Origin of the sequence: Nocardiopsis coralli (assembly GCF_014892575.1) — a bacterium.
Classification (GTDB): domain Bacteria; phylum Actinomycetota; class Actinomycetes; order Streptosporangiales; family Streptosporangiaceae; genus Nocardiopsis; species Nocardiopsis coralli.
Map to the genome: position 1 here is coordinate 199106 of NZ_JADBGI010000010.1, position 15944 is coordinate 215049.

General features: G+C 72.1%; 13 protein-coding genes. 1 reads left to right on the forward strand and 12 read right to left on the reverse strand.

Annotation, left to right across the window (positions count from 1 at the left end; genetic code table 11):
* The first annotated feature begins 191 nt into the window (after positions 1 to 191).
* Positions 192 to 626, forward strand: coding sequence for a hypothetical protein (locus IDM40_RS13655; RefSeq protein WP_193122371.1), 435 nt, complete (start codon positions 192 to 194; stop codon positions 624 to 626).
* A gap of 59 nt (positions 627 to 685) precedes the next feature.
* Here IDM40_RS13655 and IDM40_RS13660 read toward each other — a convergent pair whose 3' ends face one another.
* The 12 genes from IDM40_RS13660 to IDM40_RS13715 form a co-directional block, all read right to left on the reverse strand.
* Positions 686 to 1294 carry an RDD family protein gene (locus IDM40_RS13660; RefSeq protein WP_193122372.1) on the reverse strand — a complete coding sequence of 203 codons (609 nt, stop codon included), beginning with the start codon at positions 1292 to 1294 and terminating at the stop codon, positions 686 to 688.
* A 143-nt stretch (positions 1295 to 1437) separates the two neighbouring features.
* Positions 1438 to 4275 (reverse strand): excinuclease ABC subunit UvrA, encoded by a 2838-nt coding sequence (gene uvrA, locus IDM40_RS13665; RefSeq protein WP_193122373.1) that lies wholly within the window; start codon positions 4273 to 4275, stop codon positions 1438 to 1440.
* A 336-nt stretch (positions 4276 to 4611) separates the two neighbouring features.
* The gene (locus tag IDM40_RS13670; protein ID WP_193122374.1) at positions 4612 to 5628 is read right to left on the reverse strand and encodes a TerC family protein; all 1017 of its coding nucleotides are present in this window, start codon (positions 5626 to 5628) and stop codon (positions 4612 to 4614) included.
* Between the two features lie 298 nt (positions 5629 to 5926).
* Positions 5927 to 7009, reverse strand: a complete 1083-nt coding sequence (locus tag IDM40_RS13675; RefSeq protein ID WP_193122375.1) for a glycosyltransferase family 4 protein — start codon at positions 7007 to 7009, stop codon at positions 5927 to 5929.
* Between the two features lie 76 nt (positions 7010 to 7085).
* Positions 7086 to 8681, reverse strand: a complete 1596-nt coding sequence (gene murJ / locus IDM40_RS13680; RefSeq protein ID WP_193122376.1) for a murein biosynthesis integral membrane protein MurJ — start codon at positions 8679 to 8681, stop codon at positions 7086 to 7088.
* Between the two features lie 37 nt (positions 8682 to 8718).
* On the reverse strand, positions 8719 to 9621 hold the full coding sequence (locus IDM40_RS13685) for a hypothetical protein (protein WP_407939969.1): 903 nt from the start codon (positions 9619 to 9621) through the stop codon (positions 8719 to 8721).
* Positions 9618 to 10667, reverse strand: coding sequence for a copper transporter (locus IDM40_RS13690; RefSeq protein ID WP_193122377.1), 1050 nt, complete (start codon positions 10665 to 10667; stop codon positions 9618 to 9620). Before IDM40_RS13690 ends, IDM40_RS13685 begins: the two co-directional genes overlap by 4 nt.
* On the reverse strand, positions 10664 to 11869 hold the full coding sequence (gene steA, locus IDM40_RS13695) for a putative cytokinetic ring protein SteA (RefSeq protein WP_193122378.1): 1206 nt from the start codon (positions 11867 to 11869) through the stop codon (positions 10664 to 10666). Before steA ends, IDM40_RS13690 begins: the two co-directional genes overlap by 4 nt.
* A gap of 160 nt (positions 11870 to 12029) precedes the next feature.
* Complete coding sequence (recN, locus tag IDM40_RS13700) at positions 12030 to 13739, reverse strand: DNA repair protein RecN (protein WP_193122379.1); 1710 nt, start codon at positions 13737 to 13739, stop codon at positions 12030 to 12032.
* A gap of 81 nt (positions 13740 to 13820) precedes the next feature.
* Positions 13821 to 14747: an NAD kinase gene (locus tag IDM40_RS13705; RefSeq protein ID WP_193122380.1), complete on the reverse strand. Its 927-nt coding sequence runs from the start codon at positions 14745 to 14747 to the stop codon at positions 13821 to 13823.
* 142 nt (positions 14748 to 14889) lie between these two features.
* Entirely contained in the window at positions 14890 to 15690 is an 801-nt protein-coding gene (locus IDM40_RS13710; protein ID WP_193122381.1) for a TlyA family RNA methyltransferase, read from the reverse strand.
* A gap of 21 nt (positions 15691 to 15711) precedes the next feature.
* Positions 15712 to 15879, reverse strand: a complete 168-nt coding sequence (locus tag IDM40_RS13715) for a hypothetical protein (RefSeq protein WP_193122382.1) — start codon at positions 15877 to 15879, stop codon at positions 15712 to 15714.
* Positions 15880 to 15944: the final 65 nt, after the last annotated feature.

The following is a 15944-nucleotide window of genomic DNA, read 5'->3' on the forward strand; positions in this document are numbered from 1 at the left end:
CCCCACGGCGTCGCCGGGGAGGGGGTTCCTCCGTTTCGTGGCTGGTCGGCGCGGTGGGGCAGGAAGCCGGGAGCCAAACATCCGACCACCGGGGCCACGCCGGCGCCCGTGGGGTGGCACCCGGAACGCGCTTGAACTCGGGGCCAGGGGTTAGGACCACCGCGAAACGCCCCCAACACCGAGGAACCCACATGGCGACCAAGCCCAAGCCCGGAATCGTAGTCGCGACGCTCGTCCTGCTCATCCTGATCGCCGCGTACCACCTCGTGATGGGTACGTTCTCCCTCTTCGGCGCTGTCGTCGGTGACCCCGAACAGGCCGCCGAACTTCTGGGCGAGGAGCCGCCGCCCGAGTGGTCGATCTACCTCGGCGCCCTGTCCATGCTCGTGGTGGGTGCCGCAGCGGTCGTCCTGGCCGTGCTCGTGGGCAAGTCCTCCCCGTCGGCCCGGACGGCGGTGATCGGGGTCAACACGGTCGCGGCCGCGGCCCTCCTGGTCATGATGGTCACCACCCCGGCGTTCGCCCTCGATGCGATCATCTCGGCCGTCTTCCTCCTGGTGACCGCGGGCCTGATGTTCTCGTCGGGCGCCAAGCAGCACTTCGCCGCCTCACCCGCCGGGTACTGACCGGCGCCAGGGTCTTCACAGCGCGCGTGCGGCTCCCTCGGGTGCAGGGCTCGGTGCCCTCACTCGGGCCGCACGGGCGCGGACACGTCCAGGACGACGGTTCCGGCGATCTTGTCGTGCACGCCCTGCCGGTTCGGGCGGTCCCAGGCGGCCACCCCGCCGCACAGGAAGGCGACCGCCGTCAGGCACAGCAGCCACACCCACACCGGCATCACCAGGAACAACACGGGCAGCACCGGCAGCGCGGAACGCACCATGACCGCGGCCAACGGCAACGGGCCCAGGCGCCCGGCAGCAGCGACCGGGGCCAGGCGCAGACCCATGCGCGCCCGGCCGTAGGTCTGCTGGCGCCGGTACAGGGCCGCGACCTCGTACCCGGTGTAGAGCAGGAAGAAGACCACCACCAGCAGCACCGGGAAGCGCTCGTCCAGGTGCCGGCTGGATCCGCCGAAGACCATCTGGGTCCCGACCCAGGCCAGGGACGCCACGAGCGCGAGCAGAAGGGCGGGCAGCCCGACCGCGGCCAGGTCCACGCCGCGCGCCATCAGACGGTGGTGCCAGGGGGCGAGGCCGTAGCGGTGTCCGCCCGCCTCGCCGTGCGGAGCGTTCCACGGGGGCGGCTGCTGTCCTCCGGTGGGCCGGTTCTGTTCCGGTGGAGGGACGTTCATGGTCGGGGGCGACCTCCGGTCGGGGCCGTGGGGCGGTGCGGGGCAAGGCCTGTCGCACCGACTCTACCGATGCGACCTGCCATGGGGCCCACCACGGGTCGACCCCCGCGGCCGGGGCCGCGGGGGTCGCAGGCGGACAAGGGTCAGAGCACCTTGGCGAGGTACTGCCCGGTGTAGGACTCGGCCACGGCCGCGACCTCCTCCGGGGTGCCCTCGGCCATCACCTGGCCACCGCCGGAGCCGCCCTCGGGCCCCATGTCGATGATGTGGTCGGCGGTCTTGATGACGTCGAGGTTGTGCTCGATGACGATGACGGTGTTCCCGCTGTCGGTGAGCCGGTCCAGCACGCTCAGGAGCTTGCGGATGTCCTCGAAGTGCAGCCCCGTGGTCGGCTCGTCCAGCACGTAGACGGTGCTGCCGGTGGAACGCCGCTGCAGCTCGGCGGCGAGCTTGACGCGCTGGGCCTCACCGCCGGACAGGGTCGTGGCCGGCTGGCCCAGGCGCACGTAGCCCAGGCCGACGTCGTCCAGGGTCTGCAGGTGGCGGCGGATCGCCCCGATGTGCTCGAAGAACTCCAGCGCCTCGGTGATGGGCATCTCCAGCACCTCGGAGATGTTCTTGCCCTTGTAGCGCACCTCGAGGGTCTCCCGGTTGTACCGGGCGCCGTGGCAGACCTCGCAGGGCACGTGGACGTCGGGCAGGAACTGCATCTCGATCTTGAGCGTGCCGTCGCCGGAGCAGGCCTCGCACCGTCCGCCCTTGACGTTGAAGGAGAACCGTCCGGGCTGGTACCCGCGGGTCTTGGCGTCGGTGGTCTGCGCGAACAGCTTGCGGATGTGGTCGAAGACGCCCGAGTAGGTGGCCGGGTTCGACCGCGGCGTGCGCCCGATCGGGCTCTGGTCCACGTGCACGACCTTGTCGACCTTGCCGGTCCCGTTCACCCGCAGGTGGCGGCCGGGCACGTCGCGCGCACCCTGCAACTCCTTGGCCAGGGCCTTGTACAGGATCTCGTTGACCAGCGTGGACTTTCCGGAACCGGACACCCCGGTCACCGCGGTGAACACACCCAGCGGGAAGGTGACGTCGATGCCCTCGAGGTTGTGCTCGCGGGCGCCCTTGACCACGAGCTCGTTGCCCTTGGTGACCGGCCGCCGCACCGCGGGGACCCCGATGGAACGCCGTCCGGTGAGGTAGTCGCCGGTCAGCGAGTCGGTCGCCTCCAGCAGATCGGGCACCTTCCCGGACACCACGACGTGCCCGCCGTGCTCGCCCGCGCCCGGTCCGATGTCGACGACCCAGTCGGAGGCGCGGATGGTGTCCTCGTCGTGCTCGACCACGATGAGGGTGTTGCCGATGTCGCGCAGCCGCTGCAGGGTCTCCAGCAGCCGGTTGTTGTCGCGCTGGTGCAGGCCGATGGAGGGCTCGTCGAGCACGTAGAGCACACCGACCAGCCCGGAACCGATCTGGGTGGCCAGGCGGATGCGCTGTGCCTCGCCGCCCGAGAGCGATCCGGCCGCCCGCGCGAGGTCGAGGTAGTCCAGGCCGACGTCGAGCAGGAACCCGAGCCGGGCGTTGATCTCCTTGAGGACCTGGGCGGCGATGACCATGTCCCGGTCGGACAGCTCGAGCTCGCGCAGGAACTTCGCGCTGTCGGACAGCGACATCTGCGCGACCTCGGCGATGGACTTGCCGCCCACCGTCACCGCGAGCACGACCGGCTTGAGGCGCGTGCCCTCACAGGTCGGGCAGGGCACGGTGCGCATGTACCCCTCGAGCCGGTCGCGGCTGAACTCGCTCTCGGTCTCGGAGTGGCGGCGCCGCACCCACGGGATGACGCCCTCGTAGTCGGTGTAGTACGAACGTGTGCGCCCGAAGCGGTTGCGGTAACTGACGTGCACCTGGGTGTTGTGGCCCTCCAGCAGCGCCTTGCGCGCCTTGCGGGGCAGGTCCTCCCAGGGGGTGTCCATGGTGACGCCGAGCGCGTCGGCGACCGCCTGCAGGATGCGCTCCCAGTACCCGGTGTTGGGACCGCTCGCCCACGGCGCGATGGCGCCCTCGGACAGCGACTTGGCCGGGTCGGGCACCAGCAGGTCGGGGTCGACCTCCATGCGTGTGCCCAGACCGGAGCAGTCGGGGCAGGCGCCGTAGGGGGCGTTGAAGGAGAACGAACGCGGCTCGAGCTGCTCGAAGGACAGGTCGTCGTAGGGGCAGTACAGGTGCTCGGAGAAGACCTTCTCGCGGTCGGGGTCACCCTCGGCCACGTCCACGAAGTCGAGCACGATGGTGCCGCCGGCGAGCTTGAGCGCCGTCTCCACGGAGTCGTTGAGGCGCCCGCGCGAGGAGGGCTTGACCGAGAGGCGGTCCACGACCACGGAGATGTCGTGCTTGTCGTAGCGGCCGAGTTTGGGCGCCTCGTCCAGGCGCACGGCCTGCCCGTCGACGACGGCGCGGGTGAAGCCCTTGGTCTGTAGGTCCTTGAACAGCTCCAGGTACTCGCCCTTGCGGCCGCGCACGACCGGCGCCAGGACCTGGAACCGGGTTCCCTCGGCCATGTCGAGGACCCGGTCGACGATCTGCTGCGGGCTCTGCCGCGCGATCTCACGCCGGCACTCGGGGCAGTGCGGGGTGCCCACGCGCGCCCACAGCAGGCGCAGGTAGTCGTAGACCTCGGTGATGGTGCCGACGGTCGACCGGGGGTTGCGGCTGGTCGACTTCTGGTCGATGGAGACCGCCGGGGAGAGCCCCTCGATGAAATCGACGTCGGGCTTGTCCATCTGGCCCAGGAACTGCCGGGCGTAGGCCGACAGGGACTCGACGTAGCGCCGTTGTCCCTCGGCGAAGATCGTGTCGAAGGCCAGGGAGGACTTGCCCGAACCGGACAGGCCGGTGAACACGATCATGGAGTCGCGCGGCAGCTCCAGCGAGACGTCCTTGAGGTTGTGCTCGCGGGCTCCCTGGACGACCAGGTTTTGTTCGACCATCGAGTGAGACATCCTTCGGCTTGAGCGCACGGGAGGCGGGCTCGCCGCGGCGACGGCCGGCCCGTGTGGCATGGCGGCACGGCGGTCGAACTGCCCCGTGAGGCGCCCGCGCGACCGCTGGTATCGGTCCGGTCGCCGTGCGGGCGGATGGAGGGTGACGCGCCTGTGGTCCGTCCGACCAGACTAACGACGGGGGACGACGCTTTCTTCCCGAACGGGAAGTGGCGGCACCCCCACCGCGTCACCGCGAGGAGTACCGCCACTATAGACGAACACCCGTTCGAATTCAGCCGAAGGACACGGGGCGCCGCGTGGGATCCGCGACGCCCAGTGGACTCAGGAACGGTCGGAGGAGGCTTCGGAGCTCTCCAGCTCCTCCTCGCGACGCTTGTCGATACGGGTCTTGACGAGGCTGCCCACGACGGTGACCGTCATGACGCCGAGGATCACGGTCAGGGACAGGCCGATGCCGACCTCGGGCACGTGCACCCCGTTCTCGTGGAGCGCGTGCAGGATCATCTTCACACCGATGAACAGCATGATCGCCGACAGGCCCCAACTGATGTAGGCCAGGCGGTCCATGAGCCCCGCCAGCAGGAAGTACAGCTGACGCAGGCCCATGAGGGCGAAGGCGTTGGCGGTGAAGACGATGTAGGCGTCCTGGGTCAGGCCGAAGATCGCCGGGATCGAGTCCACCGCGAAGACCAGGTCGATCACGCCGATCGCGACGATCACGAGCAGCATCGGGGTGATGTAGCGGGTCCCGTCGATCTTCACGGTCATCTTCGCGCCGTGGTAGTCCTGCGTCACCGGCCAGAAGCGCTTGATGCCGCGCACGACCGGGTTCTGCGTGAAGTCCTTCTGGTCCTCCTCGCCCTTCACGTGGTCGCGCACGATCTTGTACGCGGTCCAGATGAGCAGGATGCCGAAGAGGTAGAAGACCTCGCTCCAGGCGTTGATGACCTGGGCGCCCAGGATGATGAAGAAGCCGCGCATCACGATCGCTATGACGATGCCGACGAGCAGGACCTCGTGCTGGTACCTGCGGGGCACGGCGAACGCGCTGATGAGCAGGTAGAACACGAACAGGTTGTCGATGCTCAGGCTCTTCTCGGTGACGAACCCGGCGAAATACTCCGCGCCGGCGGTCGTCCCGCCGAAGTACATGACACCGAGCCCGAAGACCACCGCGATGGCGATGTAGAAGGCCGCCCACCACGCTGCCTGGCGGGTCCCGAACTCGCTCGGGCCCTTCTTCTTGCTCCAGGGGTGGTCGACGATGATGAGGTCAAGGACCAGGATCGCGACCATCGCGCCGATGGTGGCGATCCATACCCACAGGGGAACGTTCACGGACGTCTACTCCTCCGGTCTGAGTGCGCGCGAGCGTTGTGCACGCACGACGAACAGCCGGAGGTCTCTCCCGCCCGTGCCCGCAGGGCTCGGACCGGCGGAACCGGGAACACGTCCTTGTGCTCCGTGATGACGGCGCCGCCGCGGTAGGGATACTCCCCTCGCGTCAAAAAATGCGGCCACGGTGCAGCCCACGCAGGGCATTGACCGTTGGCCGACCCCAAGCATGCCATCAAATCCCTCTCTGAGGAAGTCGCGGCCGGGGTGGCATCCGTCGCTCCACCGGGCCACACCGGCGTCACCAACGCGCGACGCCCGCGTAGACGCCGAGCGCGGCCTCCACGGCGTCCTCCTCGGTGGGCAGGGCCTCGGCGGCCTCACGGGAACGTGTGCGCAGGTCGGCGCGGAGGCGGTCGTCGTCCAGGACCCGCCCCACGGCGGCGGCGAAGGCCTCCGGTTCGCCCGGGGGCACGAGCAGGACGGTGCCGGCGTACAGGTCGGGGATGCCGCCCACCCGGGTGGAGACCACCGGGAGCCCGGCCCGCAGCGCCTCCATGATGACCAGGGAGGGCCCTTCCCACCGGCTGGTGAGGCAGAACACGTCGGCGGCGGCGAGGAGGTCGGCCACGTCGGTGCGGTGTCCGAGCATCCGTACGTCGGCGTCGATCTCGGCGGCGGTGTCGTGCAGGCTCCCCCACAGGGGCCCGTCGCCGGCGATGGCGATGACGGGGTCGGGGACCCGGTCGGCGAGGGCGGGCGCCGCGGCCAGCAGGGTGTCCAGGCCCTTCTGTTCGACGAGGCGGCCGATGGTCAGCACGAGCGGCCGTTCGGGCAGGACGGCGAGGTCGGCGCGGGTGTGCTCGCGCCCGTTGAGGGGTTTGCCGACGTGCGGGGCGGCCACGACCGCAGGGCGGGCGTCCCGGGCCCCGGCTGCGCTGAGCCGTTCGACGAGGTCGCCGGAGACACCGAGGCACACGTCGGCGCGGCGGGCGACGATGCGTTCCAGGAGCGGGTGGATCGCGGTACGCACACCGGTGATCTCGGGCGGGGCGTTGTGCACGGTCACGACGAGGGGGCCGACCCCGGCCAGGGCGCACAGGGCCCCGGCGCGGACCCCGTGGGCGTGCACGATGTCGGCGTTGCGCAGCAGGGCCCGCAGCCGCAGGACCGACCCGGTGTCCCCCAGGTCCGGGTCGGGGCCGATCGGGACGGGTGAGAAACGCAGCCCCGCCTCGGTGAAGCCGATGTCCCGTTCGGTCTCGGCCGGGCCGACCACAGCCACCTGGTGTCCGCGTGCGGCCAGCCCGACCCCGAGCGAGCGCACGTGCCGTCCCAATCCACCACTGCTGGTTCCCACCACCAGCGCGATCCTGGCGTTCACCGCTCCCCCTCTGCGCTCTCGGTCCCTGGACCCTGCCTACCCGGACGCGGCCCACCCGCAGGTGGGGGCACGCCGGTCACCGGTGCTCCGTCCGGCGGCGCGTGGCGGCCCGGTCCCGGACCGTGCGCAGGGCCGAGCGGTCGACCAGGGCGGCGACCACGGCGAAGAGCGCGACGGCCACCAGACCGCTGCCCGTCGCGGCCACGAGCGCCTCGGCCACACCCACGGGGTCCATGCGTTCGGCCAGGGCTCGGCCGAGTGTGCCCCCGGCGAGACCTCCGAGCACGGCGGCGGCCAGCGAACGTCCGAGGCCGTGCAGAGCGGCGCGCCCGTGTGCCCCGGCCACACCGGCGCACAGCAGGGCCGCGGCCAGGCTGAGGCCGACGGTGGCAGCCGTTCCGAGCCCGGCGATGATCCAGCCGGTCGGCAGGGCCCACACGAGCACCACGGCGCACACCATCACTACGAGCCACCCGGTCACCTGCGCGGCGGCGGCCCGGCGGCCGTGCTGCGAGGCGTACAGGGCGCGGCTGAGCAGGGCCAGGAGGCCGAACCCGACCACGCCGGGCGCGTAGGCGGTCAGGGCCCGTTCGAGAGGAAGGGGGTCCTGTTGGGCGAAGACCAGGGCGATCGGCGGGGCGGCCGCCGCCAACCCGGTTCCGACGGCCGCGGTGACCACCACGCAAGCCCGTGCGGCGCCGGAGACCAGGGAGGTGAAACCCGTCCGGTCGTGCTCGGCCACGGCCACGGCCAGGGCGGTGAAGGCGCTGGTGGCGATGGGCACGGCGATGACCCCGTACGGCAGGGTGAACAGCGCCCAGGCGTAGGTGTAGAGCACCGAGGCGCCCGCGCCGCCGCCCCAGTTGGCGAGCGCGACCGACAGCAGCAGGCACAGCTGCATCGCGACCAGGGGCAGCAGGGCGGCCAGGGCCAGACCGCGCACACGTTCGGCCGCCCCCGGCGGGAAGGCCAGCCGGGGCCGCAACCGCAGACGCAGGCGTGAGGCGGGACCGATGACGGTGAGGAACAGGACGGCGACGCCGACCGTCGTGCCGGCCGAGAGCACGAGCTCGGCGGCCAGGGGCAGTCCGGCCAGGTCCTGGCGGTGCCCGGAACCCAGCGGGACGAAGGCCAGGTAGAAACCGATGACGACCAGGCTGGAGACGAGCGGGGCCAGTGCCGGGCCCATGAACCGGCCGTGGGCCTGCAGCACCCCGTAAAGGACCGCAGCGAGGCCGTAGAAGACGATCTGGGGGGTGAAGACGATGAGCATGCGGGCCGCCACCGACAGCAGGTCACCGGCGTCGCATCCGCGTCCGGCCCCGAGCATGAACACCATCGCCGGGTGGGACAGCAGCGCCAGGAGGGCCGACAGGGGCACGGACAGCACCAGCACCCAGGTGACGAGCGCCGAGGCGGTCCGGGACACGTAGGTGTGGTCGCCCCTGCGTGCCGCGGCCGCCAGGACCGGGACGGCCACGGCGGCCAGGGCCCCTCCGATGACGATCTCGAACAGGACCGAGGGCAGTTGGTTGGCGGTGACGTAGGCGGTGCCCAGGCAGGTGTCGCCGACGGTCTGGGAGAAGACGACCGTGCGCCCGAACCCGGCCAGGCGGGCCCCGACGGTGACCACCGCGATCAGCACCGCCGCCGTTCCGACGTCGCGTGTCACCCCGCCACCGGGGAACGGTCGCCGCGCCGCGGTCCCCTCACGCGCACCTGCCCCACCGGTCGATTCCGCGCAGTGCCGGGACCCGGTCGATGGCACCGGAGAAGCTGATGCGTTCGCTGACCAGGATCAGGGCCACGGCCCCGACCAGCAGGCTCAGGCGGGCGCGGCGGCTGCCCCGGGCCGCGGCGGCCACACCGAGTGCGGCGCCCAGGGCGTTGGCGCCGGCGTCGCCAAGCATGGTGCGTTCGGCGAGCTCGTCGGGCAGCAGGGCGGCCGAGGCCCCCACGACCGGGCCGACCAGGGGCGCGGCGGAGGTGGCCAGGGCAGGGCTTGCGCCGAGGAGGACCACTTTCGTGGCGCGTCCGGGGCGCAGGTCGAAGAGGTTGACGAGGTTGGCCCCGGCGGCGATGAGCGCCCCGTCCAGGAGGGTGTCGAGCGGGCCCCTTCGCAGCAGAGCGGCGGCTGCCGCCCCCGTGGTGGCGATACCGAGCATCTTGACGGCCCCGGTGGTCAGGCGTCCGTGCGCCAGGGCGCCCAGGTGCCCGCGCAGGCCCCGGTCGCCGCCGTCCCCGCCGAGGTCGTCGTGGGCGCCGAAGGCCGCCGCACCCGTGGCGGCCAGGTTGAGGGCGGCACGGGTTCGCGGTGTCAGGCCGGGACAGACCGCGGCGGCCGCGCAGACCCCGCCGACCAGGGCGGTCCCCTCGTGGAGGGTGACGGTGCGGCCGCGGAAGTTGCTGCGCCGCCAGGCCTCGGGGCGGTCGGCCGACCCGGATGCCGCGCGGGCGCGGCGCAGGCGCGCACGAACCGTGGGGACACGGCGGGTGAGCAGGGCGTAGGAGGCACGGGCGGCCACCGCACCCAGCACGGCCCCGGCCACACCGTGGCCGAGGCTGCGGGCTCGGGAGACGGGGCGCGGGGGCAGGACCTGCACGGGCCTCAGCCTCCGTCCCGGGCGGTGCGCCGCGCCTCGTCGTCGAGATCGCGCACCTCACCGCCGTCCTCCAGCGCTGCGGGCAGGGGGTCGGGCAGGAACCCCTGGGTCCCCTCCCCGATCCCGAAGGATCCGCCGTCGCCCTGGACCTCGGCCGAGAGCGCCAGGACGGTGACGACGTCGCCGACGGCCCGGCCGGCCACGTCGACCGTGCTGTAGGGCACCTGCCCCTCGCGGACCTGGGCGAGCATGTGGCCGTGGTCGGCGGAGGAGGGGTCTGCGGCGAGCACGGTGGGCCCGACCTCGGCGTGCAGGGCTTCGGTGAGTGTGTCGAGCGCGGCCCCGGTCGTCTCACCCTCCGCGCCCTGTTCGGCGGTCTCCTCCCCGGGGGCGACCACGACGAGCGCGTCGGCGGCCTCGGCGGGGCTGCCTGTGACGGTGAGGAGCTCGGCCTCGTCGAAGGCCGACAGGGCAGCCTCGGCGTCGTGGCTGCCCCGGTCGTCGGAGGCGGGTTCGGCTCCGGCGTCCGCCCCGTCACCGTCGGAGCCCCGGTCGCCGCCGGAGGAGGCCAGGGCGCGGCCGAGTTCGGTTCCGGCCTTGGTGTGGGGGCTGCCCGCGAGGTCGTCGGCCTCGGGTGAGACCTGCACGGCGAGCTCGTCGAGGAAGGTCGCCTCGCCCTCGTTCAGGAACTTCTCGGAGAGCTCGACCCGGCCGGCCGCTTCGCCCCCGGCCTGTTCGATACGCCGGTCCAGGGAGGTGAGCGTGTTCTCGTCGGCCCCGGGGGCGGCGACGGTGACCACGTCCAGGTCCAGGAGCCGGTCCTCGAGCAGGTCGCCGGCGGCGGCGTCGACCATCTCGTCGGCGCCGTTGCCGACCCGTTCGGAGACGTCGCGTTCGGTGCGCAGGTCCTCGCTCTGGCCGCGCAGGTCGGCCGTCTCGGACTTGAGGGTGTCCAGCAGCGGGTCCTGGAGCATGGTGGACCCCAGGGCCAGCCCCACCGTCAGCGCCAGGAACACCGCGATGATGGAAACCAGGTGGTAGCGGAAGTCGATCACGTGAGCAGCCCCGTCAGCCAGTAGGAGAAGGTGTCCCAACGCGCGGCGAGAAAGGTCAGGTAGACCTGCCCCGCGGGTGAGCTGACGGCCGCGACCACGATGGTGAGCAGGCACGCGGCGACCAGCCCGGTCAGCGCCCACGGGGAGATCCGGGAACGGTAGAGGCGGCTCACGCCCTTGGCGTCGACGAGTTTGCCGCCGACCCGGAGCCGGGTCAGGAAGGTGCTGGCCATCCCCGAGCGGCCCTTGTCCAGGAACTCCTCGAGGGTGGCGTGGGCACCGACCGCCACGATGAGGTCGGCGCCGGATCCGTCGGCGAGCATCATGGCCACGTCCTCGCTGGTGCCGGTGGCCGGGAAGACGACCGCCTTGTGGCCCAGGTCGGTGATGCGGTCCATGCCCGGGGCGCGCCCGTCGCGGTAGGCGTGCACGACCAGTTCGGCGCCGCCGGAGAGCGCGCGGTCCGAGACGGAGTCGAAGTCGCCGACGATGATGTCGGGCCGGAGCCCGGCCTCGAGCACGGCGTCCGCCCCGCCGTCGACGGCGATGACGACGGGACGGAACTCGCGGATGTAGGGGCGCAGCGCGGTGAGGTCCTCGCGGTAGTGGTATCCGCGGACCACGATGAGGACGTGGCGTCCCTCGATGCCGGTGTCGATGGCGGGGATGCCGATGCCGTCGAGCAGCAGGTCGCGCTCGCGCTGGAGGTAGGCCATGGTGTTGGCGGCGAAGGCCTCCAGCTGGGTGGAGAGCCCTGCGCGGGCGCCGGCCATGGCTGCCTCGACCGACACGGGGTCCTGGACGGTCCCGCGGGCGACGGGTTCGTCGCCGCGGTAGAGGGTGTCGCCCTCCAGGCGCAGGCGCTCGCCCTCGCGCACGCGGGTGAGGGCCTCGGGGTCGGCGTCGTCGACCAGGGGGATGCCCGCGCCCACGATGAGCTCGGGTCCCTGGTTGGGGTAGCGGCCGCTGATGCTGCGGGCGACGTTGACCACGGCCGAGACACCGCAGGCGACGAGGGCCTCCGCGCTGACGCGGTCGAGGTCGGCGTGGTCGATGACGGCGATGTCGCCGGGTCGCAGACGCTTGGTCAGGTTCTTGGTGCGGCGGTCGGCGCGGACGGGGGCCTCCTGCCGACCGGGTGCCTCCACCTGCGTGCGGCGCAACCGCAGGACCGTGGCGCTGAGCGCATCCGATACGTTCATCGCTCGCATGATGTCAGAGCACAACTACCCGGAGTCATGACATGGGACGGGCAGGAGTGTTCGGGACAAACCCCCACCCGCCGTGCGACAGGCACGACAGCACAGCGTCGCGCCCGGACGTGCCGGACGCGACGCGGCGGTGACGGAGGGGAGGCGGGGGTCAGGCGGTGGGCAGGGCCCGTTCGGGGTCGGCGTTGCCCAGCAGCTCCTCGGCGTGGGCCCGGCCCAGCTCGGAGTCCTCCAGGCCGGCCAGCATCCGGGACAGCTCCCGCACCCGGCCGTCGCGGTCCAGGCGCACCACACCGCTCTCGGTGACCAGCCCTTCGGTGGACTTCTCCACCACCAGGTGCGCGTCGGCGAACGCGGCGACCTGCGGCAGGTGGGTGACCACGATGACCTGGGCGCGACGGGCCAGACGGGCCAGACGGCGGCCGATCTCGACCGCGGCCTTGCCGCCCACACCCGCGTCGACCTCGTCGAAGACGAACGTGGGCACGGGGTCGGCGCCGGCGAAGACGACCTCGATGGCCAGCATGACCCGCGAGAGTTCACCGCCCGAGGCACCCTTGTTCAGGGGCAGCGGGCGGGCGCTGGGGTGCGGGGCCAACAGGAGTTCGACCTCGTCGAGGCCGTGCGGTCCGAACTCCTCGCCGGTCGTGATGCGGACGCTGACACGCGCGTGCGGCATCGCGAGCGCGGTCAGCTCCTCGGTGACGGCGTCCCCGAACCGGTCGGCGGCCTCCTCGCGCAGCCGGGTCAGCTCCTGGGCCGACTCGGACATCGCGGTGTGCAGCTCCTCGGTCTCCGCGCGCAGCTGTTCGATGCGGTCGTCGTCGCCGTCCAGGTCGGCCAGGCGCTTGGCGGCGTTCTCCGACCACGCGAGCACGTCGTCGGTGGTCTCGCCGTACTTGCGGCTCAATTGGGTCAGCAGCGCACGGCGTTCCTGGATCTCGGCCAGGCGGGCGGGGTCGGCGTCGACGGACTCGGCGTAGGAGGCCAGCTCGGTGGCGGCGTCGGTGAGGATGTAGGACGCCTCGTCCAGCCGGTCGCCGAGCGCGGCGAGCTCGGCGTCGTGCTCGCGCACCGCCGCGACCGCGCTCCGGGCCGACGACAACAGCGCGGCCACGTCGACCTCCACGTCCGAGGCGGGGTCGCCTGCCAGGGCCTCGTGGGCGGTGGTGGCCGCCATGCGCAGGCCGTCGGCGTGGGCCAGGCGGGTCTCCTCGGCCAGGAGTTCGGCGTCCTCACCCGGCTGGGGTTCGGCCGCGGCGATCTCCTCCACGCCGAACCGGAGCATGTCCGCCTCCTGGGCTCGCTCGCGGGCCCGCTCGACGATCTCCTCGAGTTCCCCGGCGAGCTCCCGGTGGCGCCGGTAGGCCGCGGCGTAGCGCTTGATCTCCTTGGCGAGCCCCTCCCCCGCGAAGCGGTCCAGGGCCGAACGCTGCCGGTCGGTGCGCAGCAGGCGCTGTTGGTCGGACTGACCGTGCACCGCCACGAGGTCGTCGGCGAGGTAGGACAGCAGGCTGACCGGGGCCGAACGCCCGCCCATCGTGGCCCGCGAACGCCCCTCGGAGGAGACCGCACGCGTCAGGATGAGTACGTCGTCGTCGATGTCGCCGCCTGCCTCGAAGACACGGGAGGCCACCCGGCCGTCCTCGGGAACCGTCAGGCGCCCCTCGACGGAGGCGCGCTCGGCCCCGGGCCGTACGCGCTGCGGATCGGCACGCCCCCCGAAGAGCAGACCGAGCCCGGTGACCACCATGGTCTTACCGGCGCCGGTCTCACCCGTGACCACGGTCAGCCCCGGTGACAGCTCCAGAACGGCGTCGTCAATGACCCCGAGCCCCTGGATACGGACTTCTTCGAGCACCGATCCCTCTCCTGATTGTCGACGCCACTGTCCACGCGCGTACACACACGCGTGCACGGCGTGCCAGGGAGTGCTCCCCGGTCAGCGGCCGTGCTCACCCCTGCCGCGCCATCCGGCGACCGGCAGACCGAACTTGGCCACCAGTCGGTCCGTGAACGGGGCCCGGTGCAACCGGGCCAACCGGACCGGCGTATCGGCACGGGTGATCTCGATTCGTGCCCCTGCGGGCAATTCGACCATACGCCGTCCGTCGCACCACAGCACCCCAGGCACCGTCTCGGGCAGCACCTCGAAGGCCACCGGCGTGTGCGGACCGACCACGAGAGGCCGCGCGAACAGGGCATGTGCGCTCAGCGGCACCACGAGGAGGGCGTCCACGTCCGGCCAGACCACCGGGCCGCCGGCGGAGAACGCGTGCGCGGTCGAACCGGTGGGGGTCGCGCACACGACACCGTCGCACGCCCAGCGCGAGAGGGGACGGCCGTCGATCTCCAGTATGGTCTCCAGGACCCGCCGCGCGTCGCCCTTCTCCAAGGTCGCATCGTTGAGCGCCCAGGTCCGGGCCGACGGGGTGCCCTCGTTGCGGCCGTTGTGGAAGACCGCCACGTCCAGCGTCATGCGCTCCTCGACGGCGTAGTCGCGCTCGACCACACTGCGCACGGTCTCGCCGAGGTCCTCGCGTTCGGCCTCGGCCAGGAACCCCACGTGCCCGAGGTTCACGCCCAGCAGCGGCGCCCCGGCGGGGCGGGCCAGCTCGGCGGCGCGCAACAGGGTTCCGTCGCCGCCCAGGACCATGACGAGCTCGACCCCCCGCGCGGCATCGTCGTCCTCCACCGCCTCGACCGGGGTGAGCTCGAAACCGGCCTGGGCCAGCTCCTCCACCTCGTCCTTGAGCATGCGCACGTTCAGGCCCTCACGGGTGAGGCTGTCGTGCACGAGCTGGGCGCTGCGCAGCGCCGCGGGCCGACCGGTATGGGCCAGCAGGAGAACACTGCGTCCCCTGGTCATCGCCGTCCCCTCAACATTGTCTCCCTACGAGGGAGTGGTGCCCGCACCCGGGTCCCTCGGCCGGGACACGTTACCCAACCACCCGGGCGCGCTGCCACGCGGTCCGGACGCGCCTGCGCGCGCCCCTGAAGGTCTGCCCGCCCTACCGAGGGCCCTCTTCGATGGCGCGGGCCAGCACGGCCGGGTCCAGGGGCCCGGCACCGGCACGCATCCACAGGAAGTACTCGACGTTGCCCGAGGGTCCGGGCAGCGGGCTCGCCGCGACGTCGACCACACCGAGCCCCAGCGTGTGCGCGTGGTCGGCCACGGAAGTGACGGCATCGGCCCGCATCTCGGGTTCGCGCACCACACCGCCGGCGCCCACACGTTCCTTGCCGACCTCGAACTGCGGCTTGACCATGAGCACGAAGTCGGCGTCGGGGTCGGCGCACTCGCGCAGCGGCCCGAGCACCAGCGTGAGTGAGATGAAGGACAGGTCACCCACGACCAGGTCGGGGCGGGGTTCACCGATCTGTTCGGGGGTCAGCTCACGCACGTTCACACGTTCCATGACCCGGACCCGGTCGTTGCTGCGCAGGGCCCAGGCCAGCTGCCCGTACCCGACGTCGACCGCGGTCACCTGGGCGGCGTTGCGGCGCAGGAGCACGTCGGTGAACCCGCCGGTGGAGGCGCCGGCGTCCAGGGCCCGGCGGCCGGAGACGTCGAGTGAGAACGCGTCCAGGGCCCCGAGGAGTTTGTGGGCCCCGCGCGAGACGTAGGGGGGTTCGTCGGAAGGGGTGCGCACGACGATGGGCTGGTCGGTGCCGACCTGGGAGGCGGCCTTGGAGGCCACCATCCCCGCGACCTTGACCGACCCGCTCTCGATGATCTCGGCCGCGTGACCGCGGGAACGGGCCAGCCCGCGGCGGACCAGTTCGGCGTCGAGCCGACTACGTTTTGCCATGGTCAACAAGGATACCGGCGCTCACGGCGCGGTGTCGGTCCCCTGGTCCAGAGAGCCCAGCACCGCCGAGAGTTCCTGGTGGAGGCTGTCGAAGACCTCCACGTGCTCGGCGGTGGGGCGCTCGTCCAGCTCGGCGAGGCGTTCCTTGGTGGCCTCGAGCGTACGTCGGGCCAACTCGGCGGGTTCCATGACCTCTCCCCGATCTGCGGCTGCGGATCGACCCGACTGTATCGCCCGTGGGGCCGTGCGCGGCC

Coding starts and splice junctions, on each gene's coding strand:
- uvrA (WP_193122373.1), bottom strand. CDS start 4,275: ATGGTCGAACAAAACCTGGTCGTCCAGGGAGCCCGCGAGCACAACCTC.
- IDM40_RS13710 (WP_193122381.1), bottom strand. CDS start 15,690: ATGGCAAAACGTAGTCGGCTCGACGCCGAACTGGTCCGCCGCGGGCTG.
- IDM40_RS13660 (WP_193122372.1), bottom strand. CDS start 1,294: ATGAACGTCCCTCCACCGGAACAGAACCGGCCCACCGGAGGACAGCAG.
- IDM40_RS13715 (WP_193122382.1), bottom strand. CDS start 15,879: ATGGAACCCGCCGAGTTGGCCCGACGTACGCTCGAGGCCACCAAGGAA.
- IDM40_RS13705 (WP_193122380.1), bottom strand. CDS start 14,747: ATGACCAGGGGACGCAGTGTTCTCCTGCTGGCCCATACCGGTCGGCCC.
- steA (WP_193122378.1), bottom strand. CDS start 11,869: ATGAACGTATCGGATGCGCTCAGCGCCACGGTCCTGCGGTTGCGCCGC.
- IDM40_RS13655 (WP_193122371.1), top strand. CDS start 192: ATGGCGACCAAGCCCAAGCCCGGAATCGTAGTCGCGACGCTCGTCCTG.